Annotated in this window: 12 protein-coding genes and 1 pseudogene; 10 read left to right on the top strand and 3 right to left on the bottom strand. The window is 42.9% G+C overall.

The window, feature by feature from the left end; genetic code table 11:
* Nucleotides 1-78 precede the first annotated feature (78 nt).
* Together bamC and dapA are read right to left on the bottom strand one after the other, a co-directional pair.
* Nucleotides 79-1,125 carry an outer membrane protein assembly factor BamC gene (gene bamC / locus AB4623_RS04440; RefSeq protein WP_017060703.1) on the bottom strand — a complete coding sequence of 349 codons (1,047 nt, stop codon included), beginning with the start codon at nt 1,123-1,125 and terminating at the stop codon, nt 79-81.
* 48 nt (nt 1,126-1,173) lie between these two features.
* On the bottom strand, nt 1,174-2,052 hold the full coding sequence (gene dapA / locus AB4623_RS04435) for a 4-hydroxy-tetrahydrodipicolinate synthase (RefSeq protein WP_017060704.1): 879 nt from the start codon (nt 2,050-2,052) through the stop codon (nt 1,174-1,176).
* Between the two features lie 374 nt (nt 2,053-2,426).
* Here dapA and AB4623_RS04430 point away from each other — a divergent pair, with 374 nt between their 5' ends.
* The 7 genes and pseudogenes from AB4623_RS04430 (at nt 2,427) to bcp (AB4623_RS04400) (ending at nt 10,444) form a co-directional block, all read left to right on the top strand.
* Nucleotides 2,427-2,969, top strand: coding sequence for a glycine cleavage system protein R (locus AB4623_RS04430; RefSeq protein WP_017060705.1), 543 nt, complete (start codon nt 2,427-2,429; stop codon nt 2,967-2,969).
* Between the two features lie 12 nt (nt 2,970-2,981).
* Nucleotides 2,982-3,314 (top strand): annotated as a pseudogene (bcp, locus tag AB4623_RS04425) (thioredoxin-dependent thiol peroxidase); the annotation flags it as partial.
* 91 nt (nt 3,315-3,405) lie between these two features.
* Entirely contained in the window at nt 3,406-4,806 is a 1,401-nt protein-coding gene (locus AB4623_RS04420) for a site-specific integrase (protein ID WP_136999085.1), read from the top strand.
* Between the two features lies 1 nt (nt 4,807).
* The gene (locus tag AB4623_RS04415; protein WP_136999086.1) at nt 4,808-7,162 is read left to right on the top strand and encodes a hypothetical protein; all 2,355 of its coding nucleotides are present in this window, start codon (nt 4,808-4,810) and stop codon (nt 7,160-7,162) included.
* Nucleotides 7,163-7,175: 13 nt separating this feature from the next.
* Complete coding sequence (locus AB4623_RS04410; RefSeq protein WP_136999087.1) at nt 7,176-9,377, top strand: site-specific integrase; 2,202 nt, start codon at nt 7,176-7,178, stop codon at nt 9,375-9,377.
* Nucleotides 9,377-9,865, top strand: a complete 489-nt coding sequence (locus tag AB4623_RS04405; RefSeq protein WP_372145837.1) for a bacterioferritin comigratory protein — start codon at nt 9,377-9,379, stop codon at nt 9,863-9,865. Before AB4623_RS04410 ends, AB4623_RS04405 begins: the two co-directional genes overlap by 1 nt.
* Before the next feature lie 114 nt (nt 9,866-9,979).
* Nucleotides 9,980-10,444, top strand: a complete 465-nt coding sequence (gene bcp / locus AB4623_RS04400) for a thioredoxin-dependent thiol peroxidase (RefSeq protein ID WP_086774656.1) — start codon at nt 9,980-9,982, stop codon at nt 10,442-10,444.
* 65 nt (nt 10,445-10,509) lie between these two features.
* Here bcp (AB4623_RS04400) and AB4623_RS04395 read toward each other — a convergent pair whose 3' ends face one another.
* Nucleotides 10,510-10,845, bottom strand: coding sequence for a helix-turn-helix domain-containing protein (locus tag AB4623_RS04395; protein ID WP_086774657.1), 336 nt, complete (start codon nt 10,843-10,845; stop codon nt 10,510-10,512).
* A 114-nt stretch (nt 10,846-10,959) separates the two neighbouring features.
* Between AB4623_RS04395 and AB4623_RS04390 the strand changes: the two genes are divergently transcribed.
* From AB4623_RS04390 to AB4623_RS04380, 3 genes are all read left to right on the top strand, one after another.
* On the top strand, nt 10,960-11,472 hold the full coding sequence (locus AB4623_RS04390) for a hypothetical protein (protein ID WP_269147984.1): 513 nt from the start codon (nt 10,960-10,962) through the stop codon (nt 11,470-11,472).
* A complete protein-coding gene (locus AB4623_RS04385) occupies nt 11,466-12,845 on the top strand; it encodes a DEAD/DEAH box helicase (RefSeq protein WP_136999089.1) in 1,380 nt (459 codons plus the stop codon). The genes AB4623_RS04390 and AB4623_RS04385 overlap by 7 nt, the downstream gene beginning before the upstream one ends.
* Before the next feature lie 101 nt (nt 12,846-12,946).
* Nucleotides 12,947-13,498, top strand: coding sequence for a hypothetical protein (locus tag AB4623_RS04380; protein ID WP_086774660.1), 552 nt, complete (start codon nt 12,947-12,949; stop codon nt 13,496-13,498).
* The last annotated feature ends 124 nt before the right edge of the window (nt 13,499-13,622 follow it).

The raw sequence follows: 13,622 nt of genomic DNA, 5'->3' as shown, positions 1-13,622 counted from the left end.
GACACAGTGTGTCCTCTTTTTTATTTGCTTTTGCTAATCACAAGGCTGATTTAACTCAGCTTGTGACGGCTTGAATGACTACTCAGCTTTCGCTTCTTTGTCATCTTTGGTTTGGTCAGCAATATGCGCTAATACCGGAACCATAGACTTAAGCAGCTCTTCTTCTACTGGCTTACCTGATGCATCCGTTACGTTGATTGACGTACGGTTGCCAAGGTCACCAAATAGGAAGTTGTAAGTGCCTGGCGCTAAGTCGATAGGCTGTAGGCCAATTTCTTCCCAGAACTCATCATCTGGTGCTGCGTACTTCGCCTTCACCGTACCCTGAGATTGATTGCGTTCTTCAAGCTCAAAGCCCATTTCAGGCAACAAGTTAGGCAGACGCTGCCAGAATACATTGTATGGCGTACGAGCAATAATCACAGGGAAACCACTACGGTCAGCACCCATTGAAATTGGAATACGCTTCACCAACTCTTGCGCTTTCAGCGCCGCTTCAGCACGAAGGTTTTCATCGTACTTAGCCATAACTAGGTTGGTCAGGAACGCGTTGTAACGCTCTTTATTGGTTGCCGTTACTGTTTTCTCTTCAGTACCTTCACGCCAATCAATCAGATTAATCTTGAAGCCATGACGGTTGTTTGCTTGGAAGCGAGAGATAGAGTAACGACTACCAATCTCTACGTCTTCATCTTCAGAAACCCAAGTTACCCAATCGGTCTCAATCTCATTCTCTGATTGCTCACGAATACCAATACCACGTTGAGCCAGCATATCTACAGCCGTTTGCCACACGCGGTCTGCCTCTTCTGCGCGAAGAAGCCATAGTGTCACTTCACCGTTTTGACGCTCAGCACGAGCACCCGGGATCAGTTCAAGAACCTGTTGCGGTGGACGAATATCCACTTCACGACCAGTACCACCACTGAATTCACCGCTTGGGATGTCAAAATTTGGGTAGAACTGAGGCTGAGCATCTACAGGCAATTGCCATTGTGAAAACTCAGGTGTTTCTAAGTATTCGAAATCATCTTTGGCTTGGCGACGTTGAGTCGGGTTGCCAGAACATGCTGTAAGAACGAAAACAGCCAGTGACCCAATCACTAGCTGGTGAGAATACTTCATTTATACTCCTAAATGCCGAAGGTTCGCTTCGGCATCACTTCATACGTTTTAGTAAATGCACGCTTCAGTCATTGCTTGAGCAACAACAGGTTGAGCTGGCTCTGACAGTTCAGTCAGCGGTAGACGTAAGCCACCTTCAGCAATCAGACCCATTTTATGAACCGCCCATTTTACGGGAATAGGGTTAGACTCAACGAACAAATTCTTATGTAGAGGCATCAAACGCTCATTGATCGCTTCCGCTTCTTCAAACTTACCTTCTTTTGCTAGCTTGAACATGGTTGCCATATCAGCGGCTGCAACATTGTTCGTTACAGAGATCACGCCATCGCCACCACGCTTAACAAATTCTAGGCCTGTTAAGTCATCACCACTTAGTAAGATAAAGTCTTCGCCACAAAGTTCACGGTGAATTGCAATTCTGTCGAGATCACCCGTCGCATCTTTCAGTGCAACGATGTTTTCGATCTCAGCAAGACGAGCAACCGTTTCTGGCAACAAGTCTACCGCAGTACGACCTGGAACATTGTATAGAATTTGTGGAACGTCACTGACTTCAGCAATCGCTTTGTAGTGTTGGTACAAACCTTCTTGAGTCGGTTTGTTGTAGTAAGGCGTTACGCTCAGGCAACCAGCAATACCAGAACCATTCAACAAACGGCTGAATAGAACAGATTCATGAGTTGCATTTGCACCTGTACCAGCGATAACGGGAATACGACCATCAGCAAATTCAACGATCTTGTTGACGACTTTGACATGCTCTTCAATAGTGAGTGTTGAAGACTCACCTGTTGTGCCAACCGCAACCAGACCATCACTACCTGCAGCAATATGGTGCTCAACTAACTTTTTAAGGCTGTCGAAATCCACTTCACCATCTGTATTAAATGGCGTAACTAGCGCAACGATACTTCCTGAAAACATGTCTATCTCCCTTAATTTATTCTTTTTGCATGTTACTGTAAGCCAATCAATAAACACAAGACATTAAAGTGGCTTACCGGCAACATCTGCATTAAATATTGTCGTATGTTTGAGGTAAAACGACTTCTAACGGCGTTCTACCTAGAATTTGGGTAACCTGCACTCAATCTAGCGGATAGCACATCACTGGATGTCAGTAACAAGTAAGCTGTGCTCTCATCGCTCTATCTCATTTTTTAACGCGCTCGATATTCTTATCATTGGTTGCATGTTCGAAGCAAGGTCGCACATAAAAAGCCCCGCACGCACGCTTATTCCACGAGCTAACTGTGCTAACATGCATGAATCAATGGAATATAAAGAGACGTGATTTTATGACTCAACATCTAGTAATCACAGCTGTGGGCACTGATCGCCCAGGTGTATGCAACCAAGTGGTTCATTTAGTCACCCAATCAGGCTGTAACATTATTGATAGCCGTATCGCCCTGTTTGGCGAAGAATTTACGCTTATCATGCTGCTGTCTGGAAAGGCAAACAACATTACCCGCGTTGAAACCACCTTGCCCTTGCTTGGACAAGAGCACGACTTGATTACGATTATGAAGCGAACCTCAACTCATGATGTTATTGAGAACTCTTACACAGTAGAGGTGTTCGTTGAGTCAGACGATAAAATCGGACTTACTGAGCAGTTTACCCAGTTCTTCGCAGACCGAAACATCGGCCTCGATTCGTTAAGTGCACGAACCATCAATAAATCTAAGGTTCAACTCGACAACGACCAATTCCATATCTCTATTACCGCTTCTGTGCAATCAGAATGTAACTTGATGCAGCTACAAGAAGAATTCGATTCGCTGTGTCAGAGCCTATCAGTCCAAGGCTCGCTCAACTTTATCAAAAACAGTCTTTAAAAAGGAAATGTCATGAATACGCTAACGGCTGGTGTTCCAGCACCTGCTTTTTCTCTTCCAGATCAAGATGGCAATATCGTATCTCTTGGTGACTTCAAAGGTAAAAAAGTACTTTTCTATTTTTACCCTAAAGCAATGACTCCAGGTTGTATTGTGCAAGCGGAAGGCCTGCGTGATATCAAAACACAGCTTGATGACCTAAACGTGGTTGTTCTAGGTGTGAGTGTTGACCCAGTAAAACGTCTACCAAACTTCGTTGAGAAGAAATCTCTAAACTTCACCCTGCTATCTGATGAAGACCACAGCGTTGCTGAACAGTTTGGCGTTTGGGGCGAGAAAAAATTCACCCTTGAATAATTTTTATGACATAAAACCTTGATCGTTTTTTATGACAAATCTATCTTTGATATGTGGGTAACATATTGAGGGTTGTTTTGTGATAGAAACACATGATGAAAAACATTCTGATATTTATGATGACTACCGATTGCTTTCCATAGAGGTAGATACATTAGCAAAGCTTAAAGTTTCAGAGAGCATCAATGCTGACTCAGGAGAGGTGACTTATTCACCCTACCTTTCTCCTTCCAGTATTGAAACACGCCTAAAGAAAACAGATATTATCATTGCGCCTGATGGGAGTGTTGTTTACCCACAATCTCTTTACCTCGTCTCTAAACTGCGTGGTGATGGTGCCGTCAAGGACACTGACTCAATTGCCAAAGGCTTACTGGCTTTTACTCGCTACTTAGATTCCACCCATCACCCTCAACCTGATGAAGACGATAATGAGATACCACCTGAATATTTAACGTATAAAACACTATCGAAGTATGAAGAAGAAGGTGCGCCATGGCGCTTTGCAGAACACCTTTTAACAAACTGCCGTGCCAAACTAAGCGCAACCGGTGACGAAGCATACTCACTTAGCTCTGCAAGAAGCTATATGGGCGCTGTGATTGGCTTTTATAAGTGGATGCAAAAATACGGTTACCTCAAAAATGATGATGAACACGTATTAACACACTTCAGTAAGGTTGAGAGTTACGAAGGTATCAATCAGCACGACATGCTTGCTCATACCCAATCTGGCGCAAAGCGAGTCTATGAAATCTCAAACATCATGAAGATGTTTCCCAAGAACGATAAAACGCCTGCTTATAAAAAGTTAAAGCCTATGACGTTCGATCATAAAGAACTGTTCTATCAACACATAGGTACGTTGCCAAAAGCTGTATCCTTAATGCTTAGACTTTGTGAGGAGTCAGGACTTAGGATTGATGAAGCCACGCACTTCCCCGCACACAATATTGGTCACACTGATTTTAGTGAACTCGAAGTTGTCTCCGTTCACATTACACACACTAAAGGCAGTAAGGAACGTACTGTTGAAATCCCTATAGCGCTTTATGAAGAATTAGAGCAATACAAAGAAAGTAAACAACGACAAAAGAACCTTATCAGACGTAAAGAGCTGATTGATTCTAAAGAAGAGCTAGATTCCACTGATTACCTTTTTGTCTCTAATAAAGGCCGCCCGTACACAGAAAACACACTTGAAGTACATTTTGGGGAACTAAGAAAGCGCATCCGAGGGATAGAATCTAGTTGGTACTACCGAGTTCACGATTTGCGTTCAACCTTTGCCACCCATTGGCTTTGGAGTGAATATCAAAAGCGACAGGTTGCCTATGACTTTCTGATGGATGAGTTAGCAGAGCTAATGGGCCATGCAAGCACCTCAACAACTGAAAAGTATATTAAGTTCATGAATAAGCTTGACGACCAATTGAGAGTCGCAAAGAGTAAAAACAACAAGATAAACGGGGGTTGGTAGCATGGCAAAAAGCCCACTCGCAAAAAACTCAAAGACAGCCAGGCACGTTAGAAATAGTAAAAATGTGATTCCATTACGTCTTACTATCCCTTACAAGAGCTCTAGAAACAGAGCAGTCACAGAGTTTGATGTCTCACATTTGTTGTACCTTGGCACCAACCGCGATAACGATAAAATTGAAAGCCGTACACCATACTTGAGAAGCTTTTGCAAAAAAGCCAAGCAGTATGTTGATAATGGTAACCGTGTATCAACGGTCGTGAGAACTTATGAGTGCTTGCGCGCTTTCATCGTCTTTTGTGATGCTGTGAAAGTTAACCCATTATCAGAGGAAGGCTATTTAAAATTCGCGGGGAATGATGGTGAGTTACGGCATCGCATAAAAACGTACCACCCATCAAAAAAGTTGTGGGAAAGGCAACATGGGGATGAGCTTGGCATTAAAGAAAACTCAACACCTGGCATCGTTTCAGCACTTCGCATAGCCCTTATATGGTGTGGATTACCCGCTGATTCATGGGCGCTCCTGCATCGAGGATTTAATGGTGAAGGAATACCAAACCAAGGCTATTCTGATGCTGAGGAGAAAGTCCTTGTCACTCGATTGAGTGAGTTGTTTTTCACCTTAGCCCCGCAGCTCATTGCTGCAAAAAAAGAAAATCTAGAACTGCCTGATGAACTGCCTATCGTTATTGATTTGAATGGGTACCAAGAAGTCATTTCGATTCAAACCTCTCTAAAAACACGAACACATGGATCAAGCCAGAATGGCACGTCTGTAAGAGCTTCCGCTGCGTTTAACATGGTGATGGGGGCGGCTTATCACCTAATGTGTTTTTTCACCTCATTGAACGATAGCGACATACAGGGCATCGCTCATCCAATTACAATTCATACTGATGAACGGGATAAGGGCTTGCAGGTGGTCAAGGTATCGAGCTTTAAAGCACGAGCAAACAAAGAAGTAGACGCCGTTCTAACCAATCAGAGCTTCGATGTTGAGAAGCGTGATGGTGTGAAGTTTATTAAAACCCTTGAGACACTTTCAGCTCTGTACGGCGGTAGCGAAGAAGGTTCAGGGTTACTCTTCGCTCTCAATAACCTGGGGGAGAAAAGCGAAACGTTTAATTTAATAGAATTAAACAAAAGTCTGATGGTGAAATTAAACCTACTCTCACCCACTCGAGCATCCATTATTCCATGGTTTAAAGAGCTGTTTTATAGCTATCGAAACCAACATATTATCGAGCTTAAAAAAAAGACCCATAAGCATGGTAGAATAGTCGTAAGCAAAGTGACTCACCCATGCTCAAAAATGCATGCCACAAAAGGCGCAACCAATACCGCCTACTGCATTTTATCGTGTTACACAGACTTGCCACTCAAAGGCATCCTGCTGCCACTTTCCTACTCAGAGAAAGATTCCGATGGAAACATCAATATTTCATTAAAATACCGAGATGGTGCAAGCCATTGCTTCTCTATCTCTGCTGCGGATAAGACGTTAATTCAAGATATTGAACAATTCGCCACAGAGCTAGCAGACAAACAATACCCTAAATATGAGCGACTGCTACTCAAACGAGGTCATGAAAACCAAGCCCCTAAAGACTGGGACGGGATTAGCCCTATCACATCCAGCCAAATGAATCGATGGTCAATTGAGACAAATGAATACTTCATTTCACTTCAATCAAGCCGTTGGAGAGAAATGACCAGCAACCAAGTGTACTCCGATAATGGTAAAGGCGGTGTTCAGAGTCTCCTTCAAAATCTACTTGAAACCATAGATAAGCATTATACCAATGGTGACGCGAGACTAAACAAGGTCATTATCTCACAAGCCATGCAAGTCATGGAGCAATTGGGCGAAGGCACAAGTTTAGAGCAAGCGAAAGCTATGGTTGTGACCAAACTCGGCATTACAATGCTGGCACATGATGAATGGAAAAAGAAACAAGAGGAAGAAAGAGCTAAAACGAATCCAAATGGCATTCATTGTAATGGGCAGCAAAGCATTACAGGCGGTAAAGACACGCAGCGCGAAACCAACAACGCAATGGGCTTGACACTGCCTTGTACCGAGTACGATATGTGCCATAAATGTCAGTCTGCCAAAGCCGTTGATGAGGTTCAATCCATCTATAAACTTATTTCTTTTATTGATGTGCTGAAAGAAGCCTTAGCTCAGTACCCCAATGCAAAAGAAGAGGTACATGAAAAGATAGCCGCTTTTGAGTTCACCCTGGACGGGGCAAGTCAAGATGTGTACGAAGATGCTATGGCGATGTTTAACAAAAACGGTCGTCATCCAAGGGTATCCACTGACCACGCCATTTTGGCTTTATATCGTTAATTAGGAGTCTGCCATGATAAAGCTACCTAAGCATGATCTTGCCCGACAAAATGCCATCATAAATGCGCAAAATAACGTTGGCAGCTACACAAACTACCTGAACGACGTATTAAGGCCTGCGATTAAGTCGGGGGATTGGGATTATTTGGAAACGCTAGATATTGGCTTTAGCGTCACTGGCGAATCACTAGGTAAAATTGGGAACAATGATGCGTGGCGAAAGCTTCAATCGTTCTTTGAACCCAACTATACCAAAATATCCACACTAGACTTCTCGCTTAATGGAAAAGTGATGGAGCGCAACCTTAGAAATCAATTGATGGCGCTTGCTTTGAATATGATGTGGCTCTCTCCCAAATACTACTCTTTTGATTCCATTTACTGTACCGTCAACGTGTTAAAAAAGTTCATTCCACCTCTTTTGAGTGAAGGCTACAACAGCTTTGAGTTTTTGAATTTTAACCGATTAGAGTCTTGGGTGCTGAGCGATTTCACCGATATCGATTTTGAAAGAGAACCAACCTATTCTGCTCTCAATAAAATTTACATCGAGTCAAAAGGCTTACCGTTTATCGTTGCTCTGACGAAAAAAACAAACGCATCAGATTTTGGCTTAACTCTTAAAGACGCCCAGCAATACACAGTTGTCCCTCAGCGATTATATTATTGGGGACTGCAAGAATCAGAAGCATTAGTTGACGAGCTGTACCCGATCCGAGATGAACTGAGCAAGTTATCAGATTATATTGCAACCTACTTTGATAAGAGCTATCAAGGGTACGCCAAATACCTTGTCAGTGATGAGCCAAAGTTAAAAAATGGCGGACTCAAGTGGTATTTAAGTAAAACAAGAGAAGTTGGTAGAGAAAGAGTCATAGCCTTTCAAGCGGCTTTTCTAGCGATAAACTGCCCCTCAGAAGCAGCAACCCTTGAGTTACTCTATAAGCACAAACCTCAAATCAAAGGTGCTTACATCGACAAATTCCACCCTGATAGAAGATTAAGGGTAGGAACAAGGGAAGTAGCAAGTCTAATTGAGGCTCAGTCACTTTTTAAACAGCTCAACGGCGGCTGCCTCTGGGCGCTAATGTCTCGAACGGGCATGCGCTCTGATGAAATCTTTCACCTTCATACCGCGAGTGGGTGCTCAGAAGAAACTATATCTAAGCAAACCATTCATATTATTCATGCAGACCTATCAAAGACCACCAAAGGCTCTCAGTCAAAGCAAGATGAGTTTGTCACTACTGAAGTCGGAAAAAAAGCTTACGAGATATTGCAGGCTTTACACGAACCACTTAGAGAGCGCCACCCAGACAGTCAAGCGTTTTTCCATAAGGTAAGAGAGGACTGTGGTGCAGTTCTTAAAAACCAACTCGGAAACCATATTACGGATTGGTTTGAAGGCGCACTGGGGGAGAAACTTGCGCTAACCAATGATGATGTGATTGATTTGAAGGTTTCCGACTCTAACCTCTCGTTTACTGTGGGTGATGATTATATATTCACAGCCCACCAACTGCGCCGCTCGTTTGCCTACTACCTTATCGGCTTCGAGCTTTGTGCGTTTCCACAACTCAAGCAGCAGTTCAGCCATGTATCGATGGCGATGACAAGACATTACGCTAAGAACGCCAGTAAATTTCAGAAAATCAGAAAGCAAAAACAAAGCTTGGTCCACGCCATTGATGAAGAAAGGATTGTTCAAAAAGCGCAGGTCTATCTAAACATCTACAAGAAACTGGCGAATAAAGAACGTGTCGCTGGCGGTAAAGGTAAAGAGTTTGCCAAAAACATGATGAAGGCTAAGCACAACCTGTTTAAAGATAAAGTTGATGATGACATGCTATCGCTCAATTACTGGAAAAAACAAATCCAGGACCAAAAGCGTCACATTCATGCCGTCGCCCCTGGTGTTTACTGCACTTCTACAGGTTGTAGTCTACGCACACAAGTCAACCTTTTAGAGTGTGTGGACTGTAAGAACGACTACATAGTCGATGCCGTTTTTGCCGAGGCCAAACGCAAAGAGGCTGAAATCAATATGCTATGGGATATTGAACATGATGAATTAACGCCTCAAACGGCGGCAGAAGCGTATATCAAAATCACGGCTGCCGAGCGCATTATGAATGACTTAGATATCAGTTATGAGCCTGTTGAGATACCACAAGAAGTAGAAAATCTGCTGATTCCTTTCGGAGTGACTGCGTAATGACACAAGCAACTAAAAGCAAACTGGTAAAAGCCCTAGGGCGACTGTTAGATGGTAGTCCAGAAAACCGAGAGCTAAGGAAAAAAGCCCGAGAGGGCAAACTAAAAATCAACAATAGCACCGTTGAGAAGGAAGCAGGTCTTTCGGTAGGCGCACTACGAAGACATGAGGATGTTCGAGTCATGGTGGAGAGTAAATCACTTGAAGCTCGCGCGGCTCAGGATAACTCAAGCCAATCACCTATTGATGTATTACAAGCGGAAGTGAAACAACTAAAAAGCGATAAGACTCAAGCAAATAAAAAGAAAAAGGAGTATCTAGATCTAGCTAGAAGCCATGAGCAAGCATTAGCTATACAAGCTGCTAATCACATAAAGATGGTTCAAGAACTCATGGAGATGCTGCATGAAAGTGAGCATGAAAAAGCAATGGATAAGGTAGTCAAAGCAAGGCCCGATAATATCGTTGAAGGCAACTTCAGAAAGTAACTAAACCCAGTTTAGACTTACCACTAGACAACACCACCAAGCATAGATAAAACTACACACTGAAATAATAACAAAGCTCGATTCAGAGTAAATTAAAGAAAGTAAGGATAACCCATGGCTATCGAAGCAGGACAAATCGCTCCAGATTTCACATTAAACGACCAAGACAGCAACCCAGTAACCCTCTCTGAGCTTCAAGGAAAGAAAGTGCTGCTCTACTTCTACCCACGCGCTTCGACGCCTGGCTGTACCGTTCAGGCTCAAGGATTGCGTGACACGAAAGCTGAACTAGATGCACACAATGTTGTTGTACTTGGTTTAAGCCCAGACACCCCCAAAAAACTGACCAACTTTATCAACAAGCAAGAGCTGAACTTCACTCTACTAGCCGATGAAGAACACGAAGTGTGTGAGAAGTACGGTGTTTGGCAACTCAAGAAGTTCATGGGCCGTGAAAACATGGGCGTTGTAAGAACAAGCTTCTTGATTGACGAGTCAGGCAACCTTGAGCATGTGTTTAACAAGTTCAAGACTAAAGATCACCATGAAATTGTATTGGACTACCTAAATAGCAAGTAACTCTTAATTTATTAATAGGGCTGGTGCTAACGGCACTGGCTCTGATTTAAAACCGCTTAACGAGCTTACGAACTACTACCCTCCCACGATTCATCAATCAGTCGAGCAGTCATATCAAGAACCTTCTGCTTATCCTTTTCAGAGAGCCTGTTCAGGTTCACTGCTAACTCAGCAGAAATCTCATCTTCACAAAAGAAATAACTTAACGGCACACCTAATTCGTTGGCTAATAGCTTTAAGGTTTGTACGTCTGGAGTATGTTTACCCTTCTCATATTGATTCATTCTAGGGCTAGCAGAGCTTTCATCCATACCTATACGCCCTCCCAACGCTTTTTGAGAGAGGTTTGCTTTTTTGCGTGCTTCTTTGAGCCGCACGGGAATTGGGTTTTCGAATGGCACTTGAGTTTCATATCTCTAATCTCATCGTAACTAAGATTTTCTTAGTTTTACCGATTTCTGTATACTAAGCAATCCTTAGTATTTTAATGGTATATGCAGTACATGAAGCGTTGTATAAAAATCAGTAATGAAATGCACAAGTTATTGATCGAAAAAGAGATGGATGGTTTTTTAGTTGTTGAACTAAGAGATGCATTTGTTTCCATTGATGACTCCTATGTTGATCTGGATGATGCTCGTCGTAAGGTTTACCGTCAACTCCTACGTTTGGTTAAGAACAATTGGCTTCGAGTTGAGGGGACGGGGCAGCAAAAACGATACTTTCAAACGGACTTATTTAAAGGTCTTCAAGTCTATATTGGATCAGAAAACACTAAGGCTACCCTTTCCGCTGCTTCTGATTATTCGGTACTAAGACACGAATGCAATCAGTACAAAGGTGAGCTAGAGATTGTTTTAGGGGAGATTAATGAGTATCAATCTCTCTGCGGTCGTTTTCCTGAACTAGAACCGAGGTTAATCCCACTTCTTGAACAAGCAAAAGAACATTCAGGACAATTGTTGGGCAGCGTAAATGTACTAACTAGTGTTCTCAAAACACTCTCAGAGGACAATCCGTCGTGCTAAGGCAATGGCAAGCAGAGTGCTCAGAGAAGGCGTTACATAAATACAGCTCAAGCCAGCAGCACTTCTTCTGCCAAGCAACGCCTGGGGCAGGAAAAACGGTATTGGCTGCGACGGTTGCTTCAAGATTACTGCAAGAGGACAAGATTGACCTTGTATTGTGTTTATCCCCCTCTTTAACGGTTTCAAGCGGAATAAAGATAACCTTTTCACAGATTCTTAATTGTACCTTTAATGGAGGATTAGGCTCTATTGGACGGTCTCTCACTTATCAGTCGATTCAATTTCTAAATGAGGAGTTTTGGCTGACGCTGCGAAATCACAGAGTATTCGTTGTCTTCGATGAGATACACCATTGTTCTGGTTCAGAGATTGAAAACGCGAATGTTTGGGGGCAACAAGTCCTTGCAAAGATTCAAGGACTCGCAACGTATACTCTTGCGCTTTCAGGGACTCCGTGGCGTTCGGACTCTTTGCCGATTGTTCTTGGTGAGTATAGCGACCCAGATGGAATTCTTTTGGTTGATTATCAATACACGCTGAAGCAAGCAATCGCCGATAAGGTTTGCAGAGTCCCTAAGATTGTTTTGGTTGATAATGAGCATTTGACCGTGACGAACGATGAGAAGATGGAGTCTTTCTCTTCAATATTAGAAATGATTAAGCAGACTAAGACCTCTTATCAAAGCATCATTCATAATGAAGATGCGATGGAGTACTTGCTTGGATTAGGTTGCAAAAAGCTTACAGAAATCCGCTCTCGAACCCCAGCGGCTGGAGGGTTAGTTGTTGCCGCATCAGTTCAGCATGCACAAACAATTAGAAAGGTACTTTCTGAAAAGTACGCTCAATCGGTCTCAATAGTGACCTATCGGCATGAAGAACCTTTAGCTGAGATTGAAAGGTACAGACAAAGTGACACTCAGTGGATTGTTAGCGTTGGTATGATTAGTGAAGGGACCGATATTCCGCGTCTTCAAGTATGTTGCCACATGAGTTCGGTCAAAACCGAATTGTATTTTAGGCAAGTCTTAGGCCGAATTCTTCGTGTGAACTGCGCGACAAATCAACAAGCGTGGTTATTCACCTTTGCTGAACAAAGCTTGATCGAGTATGCCGAGAGGATTGAACAAGATATCCCTGAGTCGTGTATGTATGCAAAGTGGGAAAGGTTTGCAGAAGCCGATCCTGACACTAAGCGCAACCGTCTAAACGAAAAAGAGTTGCTAGAAGAACGAGAAGAAATAAGTTCTAAACTGGTATGGAATAGCACGACAAGTAGCACGAAGAATATTGATGACGTACTTGGCGCGCTTGATGAGCTTCGGCTCGGGACTTTTAGGCAGCGGGTAATATCGGCATTTTTGGCTTCTTGATTCGATGAGTGTGGGGACTGTTGTTGTCAAAACCAAGGTTTGGCTACGCGGCACATCAGAGTTTATAGAATACCTTTAAAATAATAGAACAGCGGGTAGTCATGAGTAAAATTATCGCAGCGCTTGAAGGTAAAGCTAGTGTGGAGATAGGCCGGTTAATAACAGAAGCTATTGACCTTGAAATTGGAACTAACTTGATTAGCCCAACTGGTGAGTTTATGAGTGATGACGTTAAGCTTGCCATCGCACACCTTAAGAGTTCTATCGATAGCAGGGTTGATGCCCTTAATACGCTCTATACCTTTATTGAAGATTCGCAGCATCCTGAAAAATTCTTTGATGCTGAATCCATCAAAGAGTTAACCGATGCTGCTGCAATGATTCAGTCTTTTAAAGACATCCTTAAGACTCAATTTTATGGGATAGTTAGGTGTGCTGGGGTTGAGAGTGAAGCTGTGCAATCTTTTAAACTAGTTTGTCGGGCTAATGCTAAGTTTTCTACTAGCGTACGGAACCTTATTTCTCTTCACAAGCAACTTTGTATACCTAAACGCTCAGAGCATAGACCTGAACTCGCATTTAGTTCAGAGATGGCTGATATGCTAAAAAAAGCGACCGATTCAGTAGTGGCCAAAGCTCTTGTTGAAGAGTAACAATGCTCCCTAAGACTAATAGAGTGTGATAAATGGATAACTTCTTTTTGGTCCTTGTGATTACCGAGGGAGGTTGACGGTCTAAATACCGAAGGATTCTGTCGTTGCTTTATTCATAGTAGTC

It is taken from the genome of Vibrio sp. 10N.222.52.C12 (assembly GCF_041474215.1).
GTDB classification, from domain to species: Bacteria; Pseudomonadota; Gammaproteobacteria; order Enterobacterales; family Vibrionaceae; genus Vibrio; species Vibrio crassostreae_C.
Note: the sequence above shows the minus strand (reverse complement) of the source record. Positions and strands in the feature narration are given on the sequence as shown.

Coding starts and splice junctions, on each gene's coding strand:
- bamC (WP_017060703.1), bottom strand. CDS start 1,125: ATGAAGTATTCTCACCAGCTAGTGATTGGGTCACTGGCTGTTTTCGTT.
- bcp (WP_086774656.1), top strand. CDS start 9,980: ATGGCTATCGAAGCAGGACAAATCGCTCCAGATTTCACATTAAACGAC.
- AB4623_RS04405 (WP_372145837.1), top strand. CDS start 9,377: ATGACACAAGCAACTAAAAGCAAACTGGTAAAAGCCCTAGGGCGACTG.
- AB4623_RS04410 (WP_136999087.1), top strand. CDS start 7,176: ATGATAAAGCTACCTAAGCATGATCTTGCCCGACAAAATGCCATCATA.
- AB4623_RS04380 (WP_086774660.1), top strand. CDS start 12,947: ATGAGTAAAATTATCGCAGCGCTTGAAGGTAAAGCTAGTGTGGAGATA.
- AB4623_RS04430 (WP_017060705.1), top strand. CDS start 2,427: ATGACTCAACATCTAGTAATCACAGCTGTGGGCACTGATCGCCCAGGT.
- AB4623_RS04415 (WP_136999086.1), top strand. CDS start 4,808: ATGGCAAAAAGCCCACTCGCAAAAAACTCAAAGACAGCCAGGCACGTT.
- dapA (WP_017060704.1), bottom strand. CDS start 2,052: ATGTTTTCAGGAAGTATCGTTGCGCTAGTTACGCCATTTAATACAGAT.